We start from the raw sequence: 22,161 nt of genomic DNA, 5'->3' as shown, positions 1-22,161 counted from the left end.
ATGAATGAGGTCAAGTCAGAACTCGTCATCATCCGCCGGCGGAGCGCCTTCGACGATGAGAAGCCGCACGGCGGCGTCTGGAAGATCGCCTATGCGGACTTCATGACCGCGATGATGGCGTTCTTCCTGGTGATGTGGCTGATCAATGCACTCAACCAGGACCAGAAGCAGGTGGTTGCGAGCTATTTCAATCCGATCAAGCTCGCGGAGAACGCACCTGCCCCGAAGGGGCTCAAGGATCTCTCCAAGAAGGAGCCGTCGTCGTTCGACGGCCAGGACGGCAGGCGTCAGCCGGGAGGACCGAGCGAGGAACGTCGCGGTGACTCTCCGACCGCCGAGAAGCCGCCCTTCTACGAGGAGAAGGTCCTGTTCCGCGATCCCTATACGACGCTCGCCGAGATCGCCAGCAGCGCGAACCAAGCCTCGGGCCAGCGGCGCGCCGGCGCTCTGACGTCCGCCGAGGAGGACGGCCTCAAGGGAGGCGACGCCTACCGCGATCCGTTCGATCCCGGCTATTGGAAGCTTGCGCCGCAGGCAGCGAAGGACGCCGATCGCATCATCGAGGGCGAACCCAAGCCCGAGTCCAAGCCGAATGCGGCCGCGCGCGACACTGCGCCTGGCACGGGCCAAGGCGAGACGCAGGCACGCCGAGCCAGGCAGGACGATGCTGGCGGAAGCGTGGCTCCGAACGCCGATGCGTCGTCCGCAAGCCTGTCGGCCTTACTGCCGCCGGGGCCCGCGCCGTCGCAGTCTTCACGCGAAGGGAGCGCGCAGCCGGGTGCCCAGGCCGGTAATCAAGCCAATGCCGTCGCGCAGCCGCGTCCCAACGACACGACCAAGGAATCCGAGCGCGACGCGATTCAGGCCCAGCAGCTAGCGATCAGACAGCTTCAGTCGGCGATCGCGGATGCGCTGTCGGACGTCAAGGCCGGCGCGGGACCGGTGGCCGAGGTGCGCCAGGTCGAGGACGGCCTGCTGATCAGCCTGACCGACGATGCAAACTTCGGCATGTTCGCGGTCGGCTCGGCTGAGCCGCGACCCGAACTCATCCGTGTGATCGACAAGATCGGCCCGCTGCTGACGAAGCGTCCCGGCGTGATCATCGTCCGCGGCCACACCGACAATCGGCCATACCGTTCGGAGACCTACGACAACTGGCGGCTGTCGACGGCGCGTGCGCAGATGGCCTATTACATGCTGGTCCGCTCCGGCGTCGATGCGCAGCGCATCGAGCATGTCGAGGGCTATGCCGATCGGCGGCCGAAACTTCAAAACGATCCGGCGGCCGCGCAGAACAGACGGATCGAGATCATGGTCCGGGAGAAGCGTCCTTGATCAGGCCTCTTCTCCGCGCTGCGCTGCTGATGCTGCTGTCGTTCACGGCGGCAGGCGCATTCGCCGAGGCGGCACCGACATCGAGCGAGCCGTATGAGCTCGTTCGGGCGTTGCAGGCCGTGCAAGACGGCATCGCCAACGGCGATAATGCGGCGCACGGCAGCCACGGTGCATTGATCCGGCAGATCGGCGAAAAACTTCTCGCGGCCGATCCGGCCGTGTGGAGTAATCCGCAGAACGGCCAGGCCGCCGTCATCTACCTGCTCAGCGGCGGCGCGCCGCAAATCATCCGCAAGCTGCCGCGCGACAAGCTGAATGTCGACGGACGGCTGTTCGACGGCGCGCTTGCCTATGTCGAGGGTCGTCAGGACGAAGCGCGCGAACTGCTCAAGGATGTCAAGCCGCGGACGATTCCGTCGGGTCTGGGCGGGCAGCTCGCGCTGGTCCAGGGCGCCCTGTTCGCACGCGCCGAAGCATCGTTTGCCATCGAGCGTCTGGATGACGCGCGCCTGCTCCTGCCGGGCACATTGGTGGAGGAGGCCGCTCTGCGGCGCGAGATCCTGCTGGTCGGGCAAGCAGAGGATTTCGACAAGTTCGAGTTCCTGGCGCTGGCCTACATCCGGCACTATCACAAGTCAGTCTATGCCGGGGACTTCTGGCAGCGGTTTTCCACGGGTCTGACGCAATCGAGCCTCGCGCTCGACGAGCGTCGGTTTGCGCGGATCTCCACCCTCCTGGAGCAGATCGACCGCGCGAGCCGCCTCAAGCTGTATCTCGTGATCGCGCGCACCGCGATGGTGCGCGGGGGGCTGGTCGTGACCCGGCTCGCCGGCGAACGCGCGCTGACTCTCAGCGCCGATGCCTCGGCGGAGCGCGAGCGGGCGCATTTGTTCCGCGGCGTGGCGCGGGCGCTCACCGACGAATATGACGGCGGTCTCGCCGAGTTGAAGGCGCTCGAGCGGTCGAAGCTGCCGGAGCGCGACATTCCCTTTCTCAATGCAACGATGCAGCTCGCACTCGACGTTCGCAAGCCGTTCGCCGGCGGATCCGCCGCCGCAGCCGACAAGCCCCCGGTCACGCCGGCGCGTGTCGATCTCGCGTCGTCCACCGCAACGCTCGCGCGTGCACAGAAGCAGCTCGGTGAGCTCGCACTCCTCACCAGGGATCGCCGTCCATGACGAAGCTCAGTGGAACCTCCGGACCGGTCTTTTCGGGTCTCGCCGAAAGCCTCAACATGCGGGGCACATCGCGCTCTGGGAAGGGCGCCGGGACGAAAGCGCAGGCGGAGTCGTCCTTCAACGATCTGCTGCACACCGTCTCGAACCTCGCGAAGCGCGCGCTCAACGACGAGGGCAGCGACACGGCCGTGAAAGCCGGAACGCTGCGGACGCGCCTGGCGCATCAGAGCGGGAAGGACAAGGCGACGGACGAGACGGTGCACGAACGGACCGCGTCGGTCGAAGAGCCCGGATCCAGCGAGAAGCCCACCGAGAAATCTTCCGACAAAAAGATCGACAAATCGTCCGGCAAACATGGTCCCCTCGATGATATGGAGCAGGCCGACGTCCAGAGCCGATCGAGCATCGCCGGGATCATCGGACAGGAGATCGTCGCCGGGCAGCCGGTCGTGATGCCGCAGATGCAAGCACCGGCCGGCGACAAGAAGGATGCGTCCGGGCGTGAGGAGCGGTCTTCCACGACGAAGCGCGACGTTCAGGGCATGGGCACGGCGAAGGCGACGACAGCCGAGCCCCCATCTCCCGCGGCTCCGACCGCCGCGCACTCGCAGGCCGCGGCTTCGCACGCGACGGCTACCGACCAGGCGACATCGGCGGACGGCAGTGAGCCATCGCCGACGCAAACGGCACCCGGCTTCGAGGCCATCGCGGCCAATGTCGAGCGTGCCGCCAAGGCCTCGACGCGGGACGCATTGCCCGAGACGACCAAGGTCACCGTGGTCCAGCAGGAGACCCATCTGCCCCCGGCGCAGTTCAACGCGCCGCAGCAGGTTGCCAACGTTGTCGTCGCCGAGCTGAAGGAAGCTCCGGCACCGACGGCGTCCGCAGCTCCAGATCTTGCAGCGTCCCAAGCCAATGCGCCGGATCAGCCGCTCAAGATTCTGACCATCAATCTCGAGCCTCCCGCGCTCGGCAATGTCACCGTGCGCCTTCGTCTCGTCGGCAACGAGGTGTCCGTCCACCTCGCCGCCGAACGAAAGGACACGAGCCAGATGCTGGACCAGCAGCGCGATTCGATCCGCGACCTGATGCAGTCGGCGGGCTACGTCGCCGAAATTGCGCCCGTCCAGCACGGCTCGCTGGATGGATTCCAGAGCGGCTCCGGCCAGTCGCAGCCGCAGCTCTCGGGCCAGCAACAGTCCTCGTCGCAGTCGCAGGGCACGTTCGACGGCACCAGCAATTCGTCGGGACAGTCGGACGGCGGCGCGAAGCAGGCTCGACAGGAGCGCCAGTCCAACCAGGAGACGCGTCATGATCAGGACGTGGCGCCGCAAATTCGTCGCGGCCCTGTTTATCTGTAACGCCGGCACCGCGGCCGCGGCGACCGATAACGCGCGCCCGTGCGAGCGCGAGATGGCGCGTGCGTCCCAGCAGCACGGAATTCCGCTCGGCATCCTCTACGCGGTCGGCCTGACCGAGACCGGGCGGCGCGGCGCGCTTCATCCTTATGCGCTCGGCGCCGAAGGACAGACCGTGTTCGCCAAGGACATGAACGACGCGATCGCCAACTTCGAAGCCATGCGAGCCAAGGGGATCAAGCTGATCGACCTCGGCTGCATGCAGATCAACCACTACTATCACGGCGACAAATTCGCCTCGGTCCGGGCGATGTTCGATCCCGCCGGGAATGTCGACTACGCCGCGCGCTTCCTGAAGGAGCTGAAGCAGCGCGAGGGCAGCTGGACCATGGCAGTCGCCCGTTACAATGCAGGCCCCAACAACCAGCCGGCGCAGAAACGCTACGTCTGTCACATCGTCGCGCATCTTGTCTCCAGCGGCTTCGGCGCGTGGACCGACAAGGCGCGCTCGTTCTGTCAGCCCAAAACGAGCTGAAGGGCCGACATCAAGTTGTGCATCGGTCCCCATCATCAGCCTCGCGCAAGCAACAGCCTCCATTGTAACTGCAACCTACCAAAGGAGCCCAATTCATGAGCCTGTATGGTGTTATGCGCACCGGCGTTTCCGGGATGAACGCGCAGTCCAACAAGCTGTCGACAGTTTCGGACAACATCGCGAACGTCAACACCACCGGCTACAAGCGGGCTTCGACCGAGTTCTCCTCGCTGATCCTGAAGAGCGGTTCGGGCAATTACGATTCCGGCGCGGTCGAGACCACGGTCCGCTACGCCATCAGCGATGCGGGCAATTACCAGTTCACGACCTCGGCGACGGACCTCGCGGTCCAGGGCAACGGCTTCTTCGTCGTGCAGGATCCGAACGGCAACAATTTCCTGACGCGCGCCGGCGCGTTCGTGCCCGACAGCACGGGCAATCTCGTCAACTCCGCCGGCTTCCAGCTGATGGGCTACAACATCGCGAACGGCGCCACGCCCACCGTCGCCGCCAATGGCTTCGGTGGTCTCCAGGTCATCAACGTCAACCAATTGGCGCTGCAGGCCGCGCCATCGACCAAGGCAAGTGTCGCCGCCAATCTGGATCCGAGCGCTGCGATCATCGCGGGCCCGCCCGGTCCCGGTGCCTATACCTCGAAGACTTCGGTCGTCACCTACGACAACATCGGCAACGCCGTGACCGTCGACGTCTATGCCGCGAAGACCGCCGCGAATACCTGGCAGATCCAGCTCTACGATTCCTCGACAGGTACCGCGCTCGCGGGTGGTCTCAACACCTTCACCTTCGACGTCACCGCAGTGGGCAAGGGCAAGCTCGCCGCCGCAAGCCCGACATCGCTGACCGTGACCATCCCCGGCGGCTCGTCCTTCAACATGGACCTGTCGGCCATGACCCAGGTCGCCTCCAGCTTCGACTTCAAGGCGACGGTCGATGGCAACGCTCCATCGGCGGTCGAGAAGGTGAACATTGACGACAAGGGCGTGGTCACGGCTGTCCTGAAGAATGGCACCGAGCTGCCGAGCTTTCAGATCGCGCTCGCGACCGTTCCGAGCCCCGACCATTTGACGCCCGAAGTCGGCAACGTCTACTCGCCGAACCTGGATTCCGGAAACGTGCAGGTCGGCCTCGCCGGCCAGGGCGGGCTCGGTACGATCCAGTCGGGTGCGCTCGAAGATTCCAACGTCGACCTCGCGGACGAGTTGACCTCGATGATCGAGGCGCAGCGAGGTTTCACCGCGAACTCGAAATCATTCCAGACCGGCGCCGATCTGCTGGACGTGGTCGTCAACCTGAAGCGCTGATTTCTTCAGCGCTCGTTCCCGGCAAGAGCAGATCATGAACCTTACCGCCGCTCTCGAATCCGCCCGCTCCTCGCTGATGGCGTCGGGCATCCAGTCGTCGGTCATCTCGCGCAACATCGCCGGTGCCAGCTCCACCGGCTATTCGCGCAAGATTGCCGTGCTGGACAACCTCCCGGGAACCGGTGTCTACGTGGCGGCGATCCAGCGCGCCGCCAGCTCGGGTCTCTACACCAACGTGCTGACCGCGACCTCGTCGTCGGCCAAGCAGAGCGCGATCCTTGACGGTCTCCAGAAGATCGCAGCTGCCACGGTGGACGATCCGGAGCTCGACCAGTCGCCGACGGCGCAACTCAATGCGCTGAAGAAGGCGCTCCAGCAATATGCCAACGCCCCGGACAACACCACGCTGGCGCAGGCGGCGGTGGCGTCGGCCAAGGACATGGCGACCACGCTCAACCAGGCAACCCAGACCGTGCAGTCTGTCCGGGAGGGCGCGGATGCCGACATGAATACGTCGGTTCAAAACATCAATCGGTTGCTCTCCCAATTCCAGACCGTGAACACCGCAATCGTGAAGGGGACGATCTCCGGCGACGACATCACCGACTACCTCGACCAGCGCGACAGCATCGTCTCGCAGCTGTCGCAGGAGCTCGGCGTCACAATGTCGACCCGTCCCAACGGAGACGCGGCGCTCTATACCGACAGCGGCGCCGTCCTGTTCGACAAGTTGGCGCGCACGGTGAGTTTCGCGCCGACCAACGCTTATACGGCCGGTACCACCGGCAATGCGGTCTATGTCGACGGCGTGCCGGTGACCGGCGCCAATTCTGTGATGCCGCTGAAATCAGGCAAGCTCGCAGGCCTCGCTCAGCTGCGTGACCAGGACACAGTCACCTATCAGAGTCAGCTCGACGAAATCGCGCGCGGCCTGATCGATACCTTCAAGGAGAGTGATCAGTCCGGCGCGGCGCTGCCCGACGTTCCCGGTCTCTTCACTTATCCCGGTTCGCCGGCGATGCCGGCGAGCGCCACCGTCTCGGTGGGACTCGCTGGCACGATTTCGGTTGCTGCATCGGTCGATCCGGCCCAGGGTGGCAATCCTAACCTGCTGCGCGACGGTGCGATCAGCGGCAACGTCGCATACCAATACAATACTGCCGGCAACGGCGGGTACTCGGCCCGGCTGCAGCAGCTCATCGGCGGCATGGATGCGTCGCAGCCGTTCGATGCAACCGCGCAAGGAAAGCCGAACGGCAGCTTGATCGATTTCGCGTCGTCCTCGACGAGCTGGATCGAAAACCAGCGCAAGACCGCCGACTCCAACGTCACCTACCAGAAAACGCTGCTCGACCGCAGCACCGCGGCGCTGTCGAACGTCAGCGGCGTCAACATGGACGACGAGATGTCGTTGATGCTTCAGGTCGAACGCACCTATTCGGCTTCGTCGAAGATCATCTCGACCGTCGACGAAATGCTGCAGAGCCTGCTGGCCGCCGTGGGAAATTAAGTGATGATGAGCGCGAACTACATCTCGACCTTGATGCTGTCTTCGTCGTTGAGGTCCTCGATCACGAACAATCAGGCCGCGCTGGCCAAGGCCTCGAAGGAAGCCACCACCGGCCGCTTCGCCGATGTCGGCCTCGAGCTTGGCGCCACGACGGGAAGCGACGTCAGCCTGCGGGCGGACCTGAGCTTCGCCGATCAACTCGTCGATACCAACGGGCTGGTCTCGGGACGCCTGGACATAACGCAGAGCCGGATCACCCAGCTTGGTTCGACCGCAACGGACTTCCTCAAGGACCTTATCGCGGCTCGCAGTACCGACGGCGGCGGGCGGATCATCCTGCCGCCTGCGTCCTCCAACCTCCAGGATTTGATTGGCGCGCTGAACGTATCCTATAACGGCTCGTCTCTGTTCTCGGGCATCAACACGCAGAACACGCCGATCACGGCCTACACCGCGGGCTCCGCGAGCAAGAACCAGGTCGACGCCGACTTCCTTGCGACCTTCGGCTTCTCGCAATCATCGCCCAGCGTGAGCAGCATCACCCCGGCTCAGATGCAGACCTTCCTGGACACCACCTTCGATGCGGAGTTCGCGAGCCCGGCCTGGAACACCAATTGGTCGTCGGCGACCGACCAGGTCATGCAAAGCCGTATCTCCACGACCGAGATCGCTGATACCTCCGTCAGCGCCAATCAGCCAGGCTTCCGCAAGCTCGCCGAGGCCTACACCATGATGGCGGATCTCGGAAACGCCAGCCTGGATCAAGCGACGTTCCAGGTCGTCGTGGACAAGGCCATCGGCCTTGTCGGAAACGCCATCAGTGACCTTGCGACCCTCGGCGGCAACATCGGTACGGTCCAGCAACGGATCACCTCCGCAACCGACAAGCTCAAGACGCAGCAGGATATTCTGAACAATCAGATCGTCGGTATAGAGAAGGTCGATCCGACGGAAGCATCGGTCCGGGTCAACACCTTGCAGACGCAGATCCAGACGGCGCTTGCGCTCACCTCGCAGCTCCAGAAGATCAGCCTCATCAACTATCTCTGAGTCCAGCTCCTTCGTAAGGTTCGTAACCCTTGTCTTGTTGTTCGGTCTCCTGCGCAGAGTTGTCCTGATGACGTTTGAAGCCTATGAAGCGGTCGTCGACGAGAGCGGCTATGAGGCGCGGGGCCGCGAGCGGCAGGCGCTCAGCCTCGGCATCGACCGGCTCGAGCGGATCCAGAAGGACCGCTTCAGCCTCGAGGATCTGGTCGAGAGCCTACTCTATGTGCGGCGGCTGTGGACGATCTTCATCGAGGATCTCGCGCATCCGGAAAACGGGCTTCCGGAAAAGCTGCGCGCGGACATCATCTCGATCGGCCTGTGGGTCGTCAAGGAAGCCGACCGCCTTCGCGAAGAAAGGTCGAATGACGTGATGCAGCTCATCGAAATCAACCGCCTGATCCGAGACGCTCTTTGATGAAAATATCCTTGCGCGCGGGCGAACGGGTCTACATCAACGGCGCGGTGCTGCGCGTGGACCGCAAGGTCTCCGTCGAGCTCGTCAACGACGTGATGTTCCTGCTCGAAGGGCAGATCATGCAGGCCTCCGACGCCACCACGGCGCTGCGGCAGCTCTATTTCATCGTCCAGCTCATGCTGATGAATCCGACCGACGTCCGGGACGCTGCAGCTCTTTACGGGCAGCATCACGCGGCCCTGCTCGCCGTGTGCGAGAGCCAGGAGATGCTGGTCGGGCTTGGCGCGGTCGACGACCTGGTCGGGGCCAGCCGTTACTTCGAGGCGCTCAAGCGGATCCGGGCACTGTTTCCGGTGGAGCAGGCCATCCTGGCCGGCGCCAAGATCGATTCCCCATTCGAGGCTGCCTGACAGCGGAGAGATACATGAACGTCACCAGCGCGACCGATAGCACCAGCAAGTCGTCCAGTTCGACGACGTCGACGTCGAGCACCGGCGTCGACTACAACACGTTTCTTCGGCTCCTCATTGCGGAGATGAAGAATCAGGATCCGACCAATCCGATGGATACCTCCCAATACATGAGCCAGTTTGCGCAGCTTTCGTCGGTCGAGCAGGCAATGCAGACCAATAACAAGCTCGACGCTCTGCTGTCTTCGCAGTCGCTGTCGCAGGCCAATGGGTTGATCGGAAAGACCGTGAGCTTCACGGACTCGACCGGCGCGAGCTTCAGCGGCAAGGTCGCTTCGGTTTCCATCAACAGCGACGGCTCCGTCGCGACACTCGAGAACGGTACGAAAGTCGCGATCGGTCCCGGTCTCACGATCAGCCAGTCATGAACGAACGGGATGCTCTCGACATCGTCCAGGCGGCGATCTGGACCATCATCGTTGCCTCCGGGCCTGCCGTCGGTGCCGCGATGCTGGTCGGCACTATCATCGCGCTGATCCAGGCGTTGACCCAGATCCAGGAGGTGACGCTGACCTTCGTTCCGAAGATCATCGTCATTCTCGTGGTCGTCGCCGTCTCCGGCTCCTTCATCGGAGCCCATCTCTCCACCTTCACCGAGATGGTCTATTCGCACATCGAGCGCGGCTTCTGATCCGGACTGTCCTGGTCACTCTGCCACCCTGCCACCACCCCCGCGTAAGCTTTGCACGGCAGATTACGGGCCGGATCCTCTGCCGGTGACCCATGGCCGATACGTTAGCTGCTAGCCTGCCGACCCCGCGACGATTGGGCGCCGATGCCTTTTTCGCAGGCGGCATCGTGGCCATGCTCACGATCCTGTTCCTGCCGATACCGCCAATCCTGATCGATCTCGGTCTCGCATTCTCGATCGCGCTGTCGGCGCTGATCCTGATGGTCGCGCTGTGGATCCAGCGGCCGCTCGATTTCTCGGCATTCCCGACCGTGCTCCTGATCGCGACAATCCTGCGGCTTGCGCTCAACGTCGCAACGACCCGTCTCATCCTGTCGCGCGGTGGGGAGGGGGAAAACGCTGCGGGCCATGTCGTTGCCGGTTTCTCGAAGTTCGTCATGGGTGGTGATTTCGTCATCGGCCTGATCATCTTCGCCATTCTGGTCACGGTGAACTTCGTCGTGATCACCAAGGGCGCAACGCGTATCGCCGAAGTCGGCGCCCGTTTCACTCTGGATGCCATCCCCGGCAAGCAGATGGCGATCGACGCGGATCTGTCCGCGGGCCTGATCGACGACAAGGAAGCCCAGCGCCGGCGCCGCGAGCTGGAAGAGGAGAGCGCGTTTTTCGGCGCCATGGACGGTGCCTCGAAATTCGTCCGCGGCGACGCCGTCGCCGGTTTGATCATCACCGCGATCAACATTTTCGGCGGTATCATCATCGGCGTGACGCATCACGGGTTGACGCTGGCACGGGCCGCCGACGTCTACACCAAGCTCTCCGTGGGCGACGGTCTGGTAACGCAGATGCCGGCGCTGATCGTGTCGCTGTCGGCGGGCCTGCTCGTCTCGAAGGGCGGCACCAGGGGTTCGGCCGAGCAGGCGGTGTTGCGGCAGCTCGGCGGCTATCCGCGCGCGGTGTCGGCCGCCGCGCTGATGATGTTCGTGCTCGCCTTGATGCCGGGGCTGCCGACGGCGCCCTTCCTGCTGCTCGGCGGCGTCATGGCTTTCGTCGGATACTCGCTGCCGAGGCGGCAGGCAGCCCTGAAGCAGAAGGAAGATGCGCGCAAGGCCGACGAACGCGCCCAGGTCGATGCCAAGGAATCCGTCAAGGAATCGCTCAAGACGGCGGAGATCGAGCTGGCGCTCGGCGGCCACCTCTCGGTCCACCTGCTGGGCTCGCGCCACGAGCTGGCGCACCGCGTGGCGAAGATCCGCAAGAAGTTCGCCAAGCAGTACGGCTTCGTGGTTCCCGAGATCAAGCTCACCGACAATTTGTCGATCGATCCCAAAGGATACCAGATCCGGATCCACGACACCCGCGTCGCGCAGGGCGAGCTCCGGCTCGGCGAAGTGCTGGTGCTGGTCGACAAGGACGGCAAGCCCGACGTGCCAGGCGAAGAGGTGATCGAGCCGGCCTTCGGCATGAAGGCGTTGTGGGTGACGGACGCGTTCACCGACGAGGTCAAGCGTCAGGGCTGCAAGCCGGTCGACAATCTGTCGGTGCTGCTCACGCATCTGAGCGAAGTGATCAGGGCCAACCTCGCCCAGCTGCTGTCCTACAAGGACATGCGCGGCCTGCTCGACCAGCTCGATCCCGAATACAAGCGCCTGGTCGAGGATCTCTGCCCGTCGCAGATATCGTATTCGGGGCTGCTGGCGATCCTGAAGATCCTGCTGGCCGAGCGCGTGTCGATCCGCAACCTCCATCTGATCCTCGAAGCCATCGCCGAAATCGCGCCCCATGTGCGGCGCTCCGAGCAGGTGGCAGAACATGTGCGTACACGTCTTGCCCAGCAGATTTGCGGCGATCTCTCCGACAATGGCGTGCTCAACGTCGTCCGTCTCGGCAACCGTTGGGATCTCGCGTTCCACCAGAGCCTGAAGCGCGACGCCAAGGGCGACGTCGTCGAATTCGACGCCGACCCGCGCCTGATCGAGCAGTTTGCGACCGAAGCCAGCGCCGCGATCCGCAAGTTCACCGAGAACGGCACCAGCGTGGTGCTGGCGGTGACCCCGGAAGCGCGTCCCTACGTCCGGATGATCCTGGAGCGGGTCTTTCCGACACTGCCGATCCTGTCGCATGTCGAAGTCGCGCGCAGCACCGAGATCAGGGCGCTTGGAGCCATATCGTGATCAGCGGCCTCACCGACAGCGTGCTGGTGACGTTCATCGTGTTCTGCCGCATCGGTGCCTGCCTGATGCTGGTGCCCGGCTATTCCAGCGTCAACGTTCCGGCCCAGGTCCGATTGTTCGTCGCGCTCGTCACGACGTTTGCGCTGACGCCGATCCTGATTGCTGTCCTGAAGCCTCTCACGGACAACGCGGCGCCGCTGACGCTCGTGCTGCTGATCTGCTCCGAGCTCGTGGTCGGCAGCGTCATCGGGCTCGGCGGTCGCGTGTTCTTCCTCGCACTCCAGACCATGGCCACCATGATGGCCAGTGCGATCGGGCTGAGCAACATCCCGGGGACGCCGGTGGGCGACACCGATCCGGCGCCGGCCCTGGTGCCGCTGATCATGACGGCCGTCACCACGCTGTTCTTCATGACCGACCAGCACTGGCAGGTCCTGCGCGGGCTGATGAACTCCTACGACGTCTGGCATCCCGGCGACCGGCTCGGCGGCAGCATGCCGCTCGACCAGCTCGTGGGCCGGTTGTCGGAGGCATTCGTGCTGACGCTGCGGATCGCCAGTCCTTTCATCGTCTATTCGGTCGTCGTCAACCTGGCGGTCGGGCTGATCAACAAACTGACGCCGGCGATTCCTGTCTATTTCATCTCGGTGCCCTTCGTGCTGTTCGGCGGATTCCTGCTGCTCTACCTCACCAGCGACGAGCTCTTGACGCAATTCATGCTTGGCGTCTCGTCCTGGCTGGCGGAGTGATCGGTCATGACGTCGCGCGCGGACAAGCTCGGCCGGATGGTTTCGCTCGTGAAGCTCCAGCTCCGGCTGTCAGAATGGCAGCTCGCGCATCTGCGGCAGCAGGAGCGCAGCTTGCAGGACGAGCAGGAATGGCTGGTCGGAACTCTCAACGAGGGGAAGCCGCCGGCGGGATCATCGAGCGAATCGATCGCGCGGCGCCTGACCAGAACCAGCCTCGGCGCGCGCGCGATTCAGGCGCAGGCCTCGCAGCAGCTCGACCAGGTTCGCGCGGAGAGCCGCCGTGTGAAGCAGTTCGAGCAGGTCGCGAAGGCGGCGCTCGCGGACAAGCTTCGCGACGCCGAGAAGCGATCGCTCGAGGAGATGACGGGAACAAGCCTCACCGTGCGCGAGTGGACGCCACGGCTAGCCAACCGGAACAAGACATGATCGTGACAGCGACGCCCGACCTCGTTCTCGACGTCCTCGACGCAGCCGATCCCGTGACGCAGCGCGCGGCCGCCGCGAAGCTCGATGCGCTGAAATCATCGGACACGGATTTCGCCGCCACGATGGACACGGAGGTCGGCAAGGCGAAGGCCAAGGCGGCTGCTGCCGATCAATCCGCGACGAAGATTTCGGAACCGCAGTCGGGTGCGGTGAACGGGGCGCCGGTGCAGGTGATCAAAGCGCCGGCATCCGGCGAGGTGTACCGCAAGTTCGAAGCCTTCATCCTCCAGACCTTCGTCGAGACGATGCTGCCGAAGGAGTCGGAGGAGGTCTTTGGCAAGGGCACGGCCGGCGGTGTCTGGAAGTCGATGCTGGCGGAGCAACTTGGTGCTCAGCTGGCAAAGGGCAAGGGCATTGGCATTGCCAAGCAGCTCGCTGCCGCGCATCCGGCGGGACCGGACGCTACGGGCAAGGCCGGATGACGATCCGGCAATGGATGACAGAAGTTGAAGGATGAATTTCCTATGCAGGCACAAGAAGGCGCGGCGGCCATGGTAATGGAACAGCCGGCCGTGGACACCGAGGCGATGACGACGGCAGCCGTGTCGGGCGATGCGCTGCTGCCCGTGCTGCTGTCGAATGTCGGCGGCGAGGTCGCGAACGACGGCGCGGACGCGGCGAGATCGGACGAGGTGCGCGGCCTGCTGGCTGCGATTCGCCGGCTCGCAAGCATCGTCGAAGAGGAGACGGCCGCGCTCGCGACGGGCAAGAAGATCGACTTCGACGAGTTCAGCGCCCGGAAGAGCCGGAGCATGCTGGAATTCGTCCGCCTGATGCGGGCACGAATGCATCTCGGCGGCGAGGTCGAGATCACTGAGGAGATCCAGCGGCTGCGCGAGAAGCTCGAGCGTAACCGTTCCATCCTCGAAATGCATTACGATGCGGTGCGCGAGGTCGCGACCATCATTGTCAAGGCTATCAAGGACGCCGAGTCGGACGGCACCTATACCGGCCGCGCAGCGCAGGACGGAAAATGATCAGACTCGTGCTGGCCGGGCTCTGGGTATGCATCCTCACCGCGGGAACGAGCTATGCCGTGGCCTATTGGAAGGAAAATGGCAGCCTGCTGCCTGCAAAGGACGAATATCTCGAGGGGCTGCAGTACCAGAAGACGCGGGCGCTGAGCGTGCCGATGGTCGAGAGTGGCAACGTGCAGGGCTACATCGTCGCGCGCTTCGTCTACACCGTGGAGGCGCGGACCATGCACCAGCTCAACGTGCCGCCCGAGCCGTTCGTCGTCGATGAAGCCTTCCGCAGGATCTATGCGGACGATCGCCTCGATTTCAGAAAACTCGCCCGTTACGACCTCTCCATCCTCACGACGGCCATCAAGCAGCGTGTCAACGAGCGAATGCAGGCCGAAGTCGTCCAGGACGTCCTTGTCGAGGACTTCAATTACGTGTCGAAGGAAGAATTCCAGCAGAAGCCCTAGGGCATTATCGGTTCTGATCGAATCAGAAGCGAAGCTCTAGAACCTAGTTTGGACGCGTGCCGCAGCGTCGGTACTGCCGCGCCTCTGTTCGCCATTGACGTCGCTGAAACTACAACGGCCTCTGCGAAGGAAGTTCGCAGGGGCCGTTGTCGGTTTCGTGGCAGCGCCCTGCCGATCAGTTTCCGGCCGGATACGCCGCCGGAGCGGCATGCGTCCTGTTCAGCAGGATGCCGACCTCATCGAGCTCCTGCATCGGCACGTCGATGGTTTCGCCGGCCGGGATGTCGAGCCGGTATCCGACGTAGCGCCGGGCCACGATCGCATCGAAGCCGAGGCGATCGCGGAGTTTCTTGCGCAGCTTGCTGACGTGGCTCTCGATTACGCTCTCGTCGAATGTCGCTTCGAAGATGCCGTAGACCGCGTTGAATATCTGCGTCTTGGTGACCCACTTGCCGTGGTTGCTGACCATATATTCGAGAATGCGCAGTTCGCGGCGGGGCAGGGTGAGGGCGTGGCCGGCGACCTCGGGGTCACGTCCGTTGAAGAAGACCTGGATCCTGGTCTCGCAGGGCCTCGGCAGTTCCCCGACCCGGCGGCGCGCAATTGCGGCCGTTCGGGCGAGGATCTCCCGGAGGTGAATCGGCACGTGGACGACGTCATCGACGCCCGATTCGAACAGCTCCAGCGTGTTCTTGAGCATCTTCTGGCCGCTCATGGCGATGATCGGCGCCGAGGAGCGCTTGCGCATCGCCCGCGGCAGGCTTCCGCGGGTGTCGCAATCCCCGAGGAGGAAGGCGTCCACCGCGGCCAAATCCGGTTCACTCGCAGATTGCAGCCAGTCCCAGAATTCTCCGGAGGAGAAGCCGATCGACGATACACCTTCGCGAACGAGCCCTCCGACATAGCTGTTCGTGACGCTCTCGCGATCATCAACGATAATATACATCAGTTTGTCGCCCCTGTTTCGCACTTGTTACGGCCGGTTGGTTGTTGTGATGCCCGGCTCGGCAACTGTGCTGTTTGACGATATTCCTTCCCGCGAACCGTTATTATGGTTTCGATATTCGCGGGCAGCCCTACGCATTCAGTGCCTGCGTCTCGCAGGCCTGCTACTTCGACTCGATACTGAACGCTTACTGCGTGAGGCTCGGCGGGTGTCTTGCGGATCACCTCGCGGAGCGGATTGAGAAAGCGACCTAGAACAGTTGCGCCAAGTTGCTCATTGCATCCGAACGCTACTGCACTGTGTCGATCTCCTCGCCAACTGGCGAGAATCACTTGAGTAGGACCGTAACAATTGCCGATTTCCGATCAAGCGTGCGCAACTAAGCGTTTGCTACACGTGCTTGATGCTGTTGATTCGGTTCGAGTTGTTTCTTTGTATATTCAATCGCATCAGTTGATTTGGAATTCGAACTAGTTTTGCACCCTGGCGGTTCTAAAGTTCCGCATCCCCGTATGATTACCGCTATTTTGGGTAATGCTGCGCATCATGCATATTGAGGGATTTTCAACCCCGGATTGACTCTCGTCATCGTGTTTCCACGTGCGACAATTCGACTCATGTATGGCGAGGCGACTCCAGCTTGGCGAAATCTTGGCAAGGGTGTGTCTTTCGAGTCGCACTCTCGCCACGTGCATGACGCTTTTGACTCATGTGACGTCGCATCGCGCGTGATGAAAAGTTTTCGATCCGCACGTTTCAGGCAAGCTTCGGCAAATAACGTCACCGTTCGACAGATCGAACCGAACGGAGCATTCTCGCATGTTGTCCGATGGACAAGCTCGTCCCAACGCAACCGCCGATGCTTCCGTAACGGCGAAGCCGGCTACAGATGCGCGCGATCCCAGGGACAATGCGGCGCCGACCGCCAAGCCTTTTGCAAATACCCAGCCTTTTGCAAATACCAAGCCTTTTGCAAATACTAAGCCTACTGCAAATACCAAGCCTGCTGCGAATACCAAGCCTGCGTCGGCAGCAGCTAGCGATGAAACTCTGGCGAAAGAGGCGCTCGAGGGCCTGAAGCGTATTCGCGCCAAGGCGCGCCTCGACAAGATGGCAATCCCCAAGCCTACGCCCACCGTGATCAAGCCGGCCGTGATCGTGGCCAAGCCGCCGCCGCCGCGTCCGACATGGGTCGTGCCGCTCGCGACATTGGCGGTCGCTGCGGTCCTGGTCGTCTGCGCCTGCACCGGCGTGATCGCCTATCTCACCACGCAGCCCGCCCAGAGCAACGTCGCCGCCAATACTGAGATCAGGAATCTGCGCGAGACGGTGGCGCAACTGCGCAGGCAGGTGTCGGGCGTGTCCGATAATCTCGACGGTCTGCGCACCGCGGTCGATCAATCGAGCAAGGCGACCAATGACCGTTTTGGCCGTTTTGGCGAAAATCTGGATCGCATCGAACGGGTGAGCTCGTCCTCTACGGTGAAGCTCGACAAGCTTGCCCAGGCGCAGGCCCAGGCTCCGGCGCCCGTGGCTTCACAGCCAATGATGGCCTCGGCCGCTACGCCCGAGATCACGGGATCGGTAGCTCCGGCCGAGCGCATTTCGGCGCCGCGCAAGACGGTCAAGGGCTGGTCGGTCCGCCAGGCCTACGAAGGGATTGCGATCCTGCAAGGCCCGAACGGCGTCATCGAGGCGGTGCTGGGACAGCAGGTGCCCGGCCTTGGCCGCATCGAGGAGATCAGAAACGAGAACGGACGTCTGGTGGTCGAGTCCAGCGGGGGCGTCATCTATTCGTCACGCAAGGCAACGCCCTGATCGAGGGCCGCCTTCTATTTGCGGTGATGCTCGAAGCTGGTACATAGCAGATCGACCTCCGCCTCCGCGATCGGCGCCCGAAACAGGCGGCAGCTGAACTCGGCCGTCGTCCTGCTGTCCGTGGTGGTGCGATCTTCGCGGAGGAAGATGCATCGCTTGCAGACGTCGGTATGGTGCCGCTGTTCGGCTGCGTCCGACTGATCCAGCACGTGGCGGAGCGCGTCGCGGAAGCTGACTTTCGCCTCGTCCTCGAGCACGGCGATGGACTCGACGAGGACATTGACGGGGTCGCGCACCAGGAACTTCCTGCCCTGTTGTGTCACGCTCAGCATCACCGACCGCTTGTCCTGGGCCGAGCGCTTTCGCTCGAGATATCCGAGCCGCTCCAGCTCCCCGATGATGAACGAGGCGGTGCCACGCGTGGTGCCGATGTAACTCGCGAGCGCCGACGGCGTCCGGGAAAACCGGTTGGCGCGAAAAAGGAAACGCAGCGCCATCCACTCGCGATCGCGCAAGCCGTGCTTGGCGCCTTCGAACCACAGGATACGGGCGACCTGTTCCAGCAGTTCAATCGATTCGCGAGCCAAGTTCATTTCAATTCCAGGTCGGTAAATCTTAATTCAATTGAGCTTTGGTAGCGCAATCCGGGCGGCTGATAATGAAGCTCCCTGAGAGAGGCGGAACCTTCGGCCGTGGAACTAGAGCGTCGCGAAGAAAGTTCGAGTAAATCGCCCGGCTCAACTCTTCTGAAAATTTCAGTCAAATGGACGCGGTGTACGCGCAAATTCCGCTAGCGCGGGATGTGCGTGCAACATAATGTGTCGCTGCGACCATCGCGGAGCCCATTTGTTGCGTGAACCGCTTTGGATTGCGCGAGCAGGCCGATGGGCCGCAACTCGTGGCAGCGCAAATGGGGACGAGCGAACCGCTATTTTCGGTTAATGGATGTTGCGCCGCAATGCGGCCAAGCGGTTAAATCGAAATAGGATCGAGCCGGAAATGCCAGTGTGTCGTCCGTGATCGAGCAAGTGAAGCCGTTCAGCGTCAAGCGCGCAGCATTGGCCGCCACCGTCGGCAACATGCTCGAATTCTACGACTTCACCACCTACAGCATCTTCGCCATCCAGATCGGCCATACCTCTTCCCGACGGGAAGCGAGTACGGCAGCCCGATGCCGTCGCTGGCGACCTTCGGCGCCGGCTTCGTGACGCGGCCGATCGGCGGAATCGTGCTCGGGATCTATTCCGACCGGATTGGCCTGCCATGCTGCTGAGCTTCGCACTCATGGGGCTATCGATCCTGACCATCGCGCTCACACCGTCCTATCAATCGATCGGCCTTGCAGCGCCCGTCATCGTGATCGCGGCGCGTATGGCGCAAGGCTTCGCCAGTGAAACAGCATCAGATCAAGACCTGAAAACAAGGCCTGAAAGCGGTGCGCTCGCAGGCTGGTGATTTGCGTTTCGCCGGCAATTATTGGCGAATGCGCCGCCTGAAGGATCAGGCGCGCATCAGGAAGGACGAACCGATGAGTATCGAAACCACCATGACATCCGACGTCGTCGGGCTGACCAAGGTCGCCCCGGTCTCGCGCCGCGGATTCATGAGCGCGACCGCGGCGGTCGCGGCCGGCTACACGCTTGCGGCAGGGCCCGTGCGCGCCGAGGCGATCACCACTGATACCGGCGGCCTCCAGATCAGCGACGTCAAGATCAAAGTCGGCTCCGAGGAGATGCCTGCATATTTCGCCCGCCCCGCCGGCAACACCAAGGCGCCGGTGATCATCGTGGCGATGGAGATTTTCGGCCTGCACGAATACATCAAGGACGTGACGCGGCGCCTCGCCAAGCTCGGCGCCTTCGCGATCGCGCCGGACTATTACTTTCGCAAGGGCGTCGATTTGACCAAGATCTCCGAGATCAAGGACCTGCTGCCGATCGTCAATGCCAAGCCGGACGCGGAGCTGCTGTCCGATCTCGATGCGACGGTGGCGTGGGCGGGATCGCAAGGCGGCGACACCGCGAAGCTCGGCATCGTCGGCTTCTGCCGCGGCGGACGCACCGTCTGGGAGTATGCCGCTCAAAGCGGCGGCCTCAAGGCTGGTGTTGCATTCTACGGCACCGTCGTCGATCCCGCCAATCCGCTGTGGCCGAAGAGCCCGATGCAGCTCGCGCCCGAGATGAAGGCACCGGTGCTCGGCCTCTATGGCGGCGCCGATACCGGCATTCCCGTCACTCAGGTCGAGCAGATGAAAGCCGCGCTCGAGCAAAACAAGAAGCCGGCCGGGTTCAAGATCTATCCGGAAGCGCCGCACGGCTTCCATGCCGACTACCGCGGCAGCTACCGCAAGGACGCCGCAGAAGATGCCTGGAAGCAGGCCCAGGCCTGGTTCAAGAAGTATGGCGTGTTGAGCTGACGCTGATTTTAAAAGGGCGGCCCGAGTGGCCGCCCTTTCTATTTCAAGGCGTCGACCTCACTTCACCATCGCGCCATAGACGATGTCCTGGACCTGTTCGCGATAATATTTGCGTAGCTCGCCCGGCGCCGCCGTTCCGACCACAACGACAAGACGCTCCTTGGGATCGCAGAAGAACTGCGTCCCGTAGGCGCCGTTCCAGGTGAACTCGCCGGGATTGCCGGGGACCGACGACAATCCTTCGCTGGTGCGGACCGCGACTGCGAGGCCAAAGCCGAAGCCGGCGCGATGCGGCTCGATGTTCGCCACGTTGTTCTTGATCTCGGGGCCGAGATGATTGGTCGTCATGTGATGCACGGTCTTGGGACCGAGGATGCGCTGGCCATCGAGCTCGCCGCCGTTGAGCAGCATCTGTCCGAAGCGGATGTAGTCGCCGACGGTGGCGAACGAGCAGGCGCCGCCACAGTCGAATTTTGTCGGCGTGTCCAAAAGCTTGATGGCTTGCGGCTTTCCGGTCAGCGGATCGTTCGCGAACGGGCGGGCGAGGCGAGGGCGCTGTGCGTCGGTCGGATGGAAGGTCGCGTCCTTCATGCCGAGTGGCTGCCAGACATTGGCGGCGAGATAGTCGCCGAGCTTCTGCTCGCTCACCTTCTCGACGACGGCGCCGAGCACGTCGATCGAGAAGCCGTATTCGAACTCCGTCGAGGGCTGATGCGCCAGCGGCAGCTTTGTCATCCGATCGATGAAGGCCTGGGTGTCGCCCTCGATCGCCGGTGCGACACCGTCGGGATATTGCCGCGCCACCGGGCTCGATGAGTCCGGGCGGCCGCCATACATCAATCCGGACGTATGGCGGTACAGGTCGTGAATGAAGATCGGTGACGCCTGCGGTTCGAGTTTCAATGAACCGTCGCCCTGCTGAACGCCGACTTTCATGTCGGAAAAGCCGGGATAGTAGTCGGACAGCTTGGCCTGAAGCGGTAGCTTGCCCTGTTCCAACAACGTCAGGCCCGCGACCGCCGCCATCGGCTTGGTCATCGAGGCCAATGCGAAGATCGCGTCAACAGGCATCGGCGCGCCCTTGTCCGGATCGAGCATGCCATAGGCCTTGTAGTGCACGAGCTTGCCGTCCCGCGCCACCGCCACGACGACGCCGGGCACGCGCTTGGCGGCGATCTCACGCGCGAAGAAATTGTCGAGCCGTGCAAGGCCTTGTTTCGAGAAGCCGGCGTCGTCTGGACTGGCTTCGGGCAGCGGCGCGGCGCGCGCTGCACCGAGCGTGATGACGGCAGCCGCCGCGACCATGGCGATCGTCTTCATTGGATCCTCCCAAGCGCGGGCTCGTTTTGCAGTGGCCCGCTCGGTGGTTAGATCACGACCGTACCGGAGCGAAGTCAAGCGCGAGCAGGGCATGTCTGGGACGCCGGGAATGCCGGAACGCTATCGTCGCTCTCCCGCGTGCCACAACGTATCCAGGGCGTGGCGGTAGGTCGGATACGCAAGCGTGACGCCGAGCTCGCGCTTCATTTTCGCGTTGGAAACACGAGCGCTGCTGGCATAGAAGCTGCGGGCCATCGCCGACATCTCGGCGGTCTCGAACGCCTCTTCGGGCGGCGGTGCAACATTCATCAGCTTCGCCGCGTACGCAATCACATCCTGCGGTGGTGCGGGCTCGTCGTCGCAGACGTTCCAGATGCCGCCGCTCGGGTGACGAACCGCGGCTATGATCGCGTTCGCGATGTCGTCGACGTGGATGCGGTTGAACACCTGTCCCGGCTTGATGATGCGCCGGGCCGTTCCAGCGCGCAGCGTCACCAGCGCGTTACGGCCGGGGCCATAGATACCCGCAAGCCGCAGGATCGCGGCATCGCCACCGGTCGTGTCCGTCCATGCCTGTTCCGCCGCGAGCCGCATGCGCGTGCGGTCGAGGTCGGCCTTCGGCGGCGTGCTCTCGTCGACCCAGCCGCCGGCATGGTCACCGTATACGCCGATGGTGGAGAGATAGATGATCCTGCGGTGGCGGTCCGCTGCCAGCACGTCCGAGAAGGTCGCGATGGCAGGATCGCCGGCGCTGCCGGGCGGGATCGAGATGAGAAGGACGTCGGCGTCGCTGATACGTTCGACCGTCTCGCGTGCCGGACTGCCGCCGGAGAAGGCGTGCACCTCGATGCCGGCGAGATCGCCCCGCTGCACGGGATCGCGCACCGTGCCGGCGATATGCGAGAAGCGGCCACCGAATAGGCGGACGAAGTGCCGGGCACTGTAGCCGAGGCCAAGGATAAAGAGCCGCATACGTCTTCCTTGCAGGTCGAAGTTCCCGTTCGCGCCGCAGCGCTCCT

General features: G+C 63.3%; 23 protein-coding genes and 1 pseudogene. 20 read left to right on the top strand and 4 right to left on the bottom strand.

Annotation, left to right across the window (positions count from 1 at the left end):
* The 17 genes from GWG67_RS10995 to GWG67_RS10915 all read left to right on the top strand — a co-directional run bounded on the left by GWG67_RS10995 (window position 1) and on the right by GWG67_RS10915 (window position 14,642).
* Complete coding sequence (locus GWG67_RS10995) at window positions 1–1,335, top strand: MotB family protein (RefSeq protein WP_275169371.1); 1,335 nt, start codon at window positions 1–3, stop codon at window positions 1,333–1,335.
* Entirely contained in the window at window positions 1,332–2,513 is a 1,182-nt protein-coding gene (locus GWG67_RS10990) for a chemotaxis protein (RefSeq protein WP_275169370.1), read from the top strand. The genes GWG67_RS10995 and GWG67_RS10990 overlap by 4 nt, the downstream gene beginning before the upstream one ends.
* The gene (locus GWG67_RS10985; RefSeq protein ID WP_275169369.1) at window positions 2,510–3,874 is read left to right on the top strand and encodes a flagellar hook-length control protein FliK; all 1,365 of its coding nucleotides are present in this window, start codon (window positions 2,510–2,512) and stop codon (window positions 3,872–3,874) included. Before GWG67_RS10990 ends, GWG67_RS10985 begins: the two co-directional genes overlap by 4 nt.
* Window positions 3,825–4,406 (top strand): transglycosylase SLT domain-containing protein, encoded by a 582-nt coding sequence (locus tag GWG67_RS10980; protein ID WP_275169368.1) that lies wholly within the window; start codon window positions 3,825–3,827, stop codon window positions 4,404–4,406. Before GWG67_RS10985 ends, GWG67_RS10980 begins: the two co-directional genes overlap by 50 nt.
* 95 nt (window positions 4,407–4,501) lie before the next feature.
* Window positions 4,502–5,728: a flagellar hook protein FlgE gene (locus GWG67_RS10975; protein WP_275169367.1), complete on the top strand. Its 1,227-nt coding sequence runs from the start codon at window positions 4,502–4,504 to the stop codon at window positions 5,726–5,728.
* 34 nt (window positions 5,729–5,762) lie between these two features.
* A complete protein-coding gene (gene flgK, locus GWG67_RS10970; protein ID WP_275169366.1) occupies window positions 5,763–7,238 on the top strand; it encodes a flagellar hook-associated protein FlgK in 1,476 nt (491 codons plus the stop codon).
* A gap of 3 nt (window positions 7,239–7,241) precedes the next feature.
* The gene (locus GWG67_RS10965; RefSeq protein WP_275169365.1) at window positions 7,242–8,288 is read left to right on the top strand and encodes a flagellar hook-associated family protein; all 1,047 of its coding nucleotides are present in this window, start codon (window positions 7,242–7,244) and stop codon (window positions 8,286–8,288) included.
* 67 nt (window positions 8,289–8,355) lie between these two features.
* Window positions 8,356–8,700, top strand: coding sequence for a flagellar biosynthesis regulator FlaF (gene flaF, locus GWG67_RS10960; protein ID WP_275169364.1), 345 nt, complete (start codon window positions 8,356–8,358; stop codon window positions 8,698–8,700).
* The gene (flbT, locus tag GWG67_RS10955; protein WP_275169363.1) at window positions 8,700–9,110 is read left to right on the top strand and encodes a flagellar biosynthesis repressor FlbT; all 411 of its coding nucleotides are present in this window, start codon (window positions 8,700–8,702) and stop codon (window positions 9,108–9,110) included. The genes flaF and flbT overlap by 1 nt, the downstream gene beginning before the upstream one ends.
* A gap of 14 nt (window positions 9,111–9,124) precedes the next feature.
* On the top strand, window positions 9,125–9,538 hold the full coding sequence (flgD, locus tag GWG67_RS10950) for a flagellar hook assembly protein FlgD (RefSeq protein WP_275169362.1): 414 nt from the start codon (window positions 9,125–9,127) through the stop codon (window positions 9,536–9,538).
* Window positions 9,535–9,801: a flagellar biosynthesis protein FliQ gene (gene fliQ / locus GWG67_RS10945; protein ID WP_018453982.1), complete on the top strand. Its 267-nt coding sequence runs from the start codon at window positions 9,535–9,537 to the stop codon at window positions 9,799–9,801. Before flgD ends, fliQ begins: the two co-directional genes overlap by 4 nt.
* 92 nt (window positions 9,802–9,893) lie before the next feature.
* Window positions 9,894–11,975 carry a flagellar biosynthesis protein FlhA gene (flhA, locus tag GWG67_RS10940; protein ID WP_275169361.1) on the top strand — a complete coding sequence of 694 codons (2,082 nt, stop codon included), beginning with the start codon at window positions 9,894–9,896 and terminating at the stop codon, window positions 11,973–11,975.
* Window positions 11,972–12,724, top strand: a complete 753-nt coding sequence (gene fliR, locus GWG67_RS10935) for a flagellar biosynthesis protein FliR (RefSeq protein ID WP_275169360.1) — start codon at window positions 11,972–11,974, stop codon at window positions 12,722–12,724. The genes flhA and fliR overlap by 4 nt, the downstream gene beginning before the upstream one ends.
* A 6-nt stretch (window positions 12,725–12,730) precedes the next feature.
* Window positions 12,731–13,150: a hypothetical protein gene (locus tag GWG67_RS10930; protein ID WP_275169359.1), complete on the top strand. Its 420-nt coding sequence runs from the start codon at window positions 12,731–12,733 to the stop codon at window positions 13,148–13,150.
* The gene (locus GWG67_RS10925) at window positions 13,147–13,632 is read left to right on the top strand and encodes a rod-binding protein (protein ID WP_275169358.1); all 486 of its coding nucleotides are present in this window, start codon (window positions 13,147–13,149) and stop codon (window positions 13,630–13,632) included. Before GWG67_RS10930 ends, GWG67_RS10925 begins: the two co-directional genes overlap by 4 nt.
* A 42-nt stretch (window positions 13,633–13,674) precedes the next feature.
* Complete coding sequence (locus GWG67_RS10920; protein WP_275169357.1) at window positions 13,675–14,187, top strand: flagellar biosynthesis protein FlgN; 513 nt, start codon at window positions 13,675–13,677, stop codon at window positions 14,185–14,187.
* A complete protein-coding gene (locus GWG67_RS10915; RefSeq protein ID WP_007613914.1) occupies window positions 14,184–14,642 on the top strand; it encodes a hypothetical protein in 459 nt (152 codons plus the stop codon). The genes GWG67_RS10920 and GWG67_RS10915 overlap by 4 nt, the downstream gene beginning before the upstream one ends.
* Before the next feature lie 175 nt (window positions 14,643–14,817).
* On the opposite strand, the gene GWG67_RS10910 is transcribed toward GWG67_RS10915, so the two are convergent.
* Window positions 14,818–15,588 carry a response regulator transcription factor gene (locus GWG67_RS10910; RefSeq protein WP_275169356.1) on the bottom strand — a complete coding sequence of 257 codons (771 nt, stop codon included), beginning with the start codon at window positions 15,586–15,588 and terminating at the stop codon, window positions 14,818–14,820.
* Between the two features lie 819 nt (window positions 15,589–16,407).
* Between GWG67_RS10910 and GWG67_RS10905 the strand changes: the two genes are divergently transcribed.
* The gene (locus GWG67_RS10905; RefSeq protein WP_275169355.1) at window positions 16,408–17,406 is read left to right on the top strand and encodes a hypothetical protein; all 999 of its coding nucleotides are present in this window, start codon (window positions 16,408–16,410) and stop codon (window positions 17,404–17,406) included.
* A gap of 14 nt (window positions 17,407–17,420) precedes the next feature.
* On the opposite strand, the gene GWG67_RS10900 is transcribed toward GWG67_RS10905, so the two are convergent.
* The gene (locus tag GWG67_RS10900) at window positions 17,421–17,999 is read right to left on the bottom strand and encodes a MarR family winged helix-turn-helix transcriptional regulator (RefSeq protein ID WP_275169354.1); all 579 of its coding nucleotides are present in this window, start codon (window positions 17,997–17,999) and stop codon (window positions 17,421–17,423) included.
* Between the two features lie 423 nt (window positions 18,000–18,422).
* On the opposite strand from GWG67_RS10900, the pseudogene GWG67_RS10895 reads away from it, so the two are divergent.
* A pseudogene (locus GWG67_RS10895) lies at window positions 18,423–18,795 on the top strand (MFS transporter); the annotation flags it as partial.
* A 139-nt stretch (window positions 18,796–18,934) separates the two neighbouring features.
* Window positions 18,935–19,822, top strand: a complete 888-nt coding sequence (locus tag GWG67_RS10890; protein ID WP_275169353.1) for a dienelactone hydrolase family protein — start codon at window positions 18,935–18,937, stop codon at window positions 19,820–19,822.
* A 57-nt stretch (window positions 19,823–19,879) separates the two neighbouring features.
* Here the strand turns inward: GWG67_RS10890 and GWG67_RS10885 are convergent, their stop codons facing one another.
* Both GWG67_RS10885 and GWG67_RS10880 read right to left on the bottom strand, forming a co-directional pair.
* The gene (locus tag GWG67_RS10885; RefSeq protein WP_275169352.1) at window positions 19,880–21,142 is read right to left on the bottom strand and encodes a serine hydrolase; all 1,263 of its coding nucleotides are present in this window, start codon (window positions 21,140–21,142) and stop codon (window positions 19,880–19,882) included.
* 120 nt (window positions 21,143–21,262) lie between these two features.
* Window positions 21,263–22,114, bottom strand: a complete 852-nt coding sequence (locus GWG67_RS10880; RefSeq protein ID WP_275169351.1) for an SDR family oxidoreductase — start codon at window positions 22,112–22,114, stop codon at window positions 21,263–21,265.
* Window positions 22,115–22,161: the final 47 nt, after the last annotated feature.

This window comes from Bradyrhizobium sp. CSS354 (assembly GCF_029051725.1).
Taxonomy (GTDB): domain Bacteria; phylum Pseudomonadota; class Alphaproteobacteria; order Rhizobiales; family Xanthobacteraceae; genus Bradyrhizobium.
The sequence above is the reverse complement of the archived record's forward strand: the minus strand, read 5'-3'. Positions and strand labels throughout refer to the sequence as shown.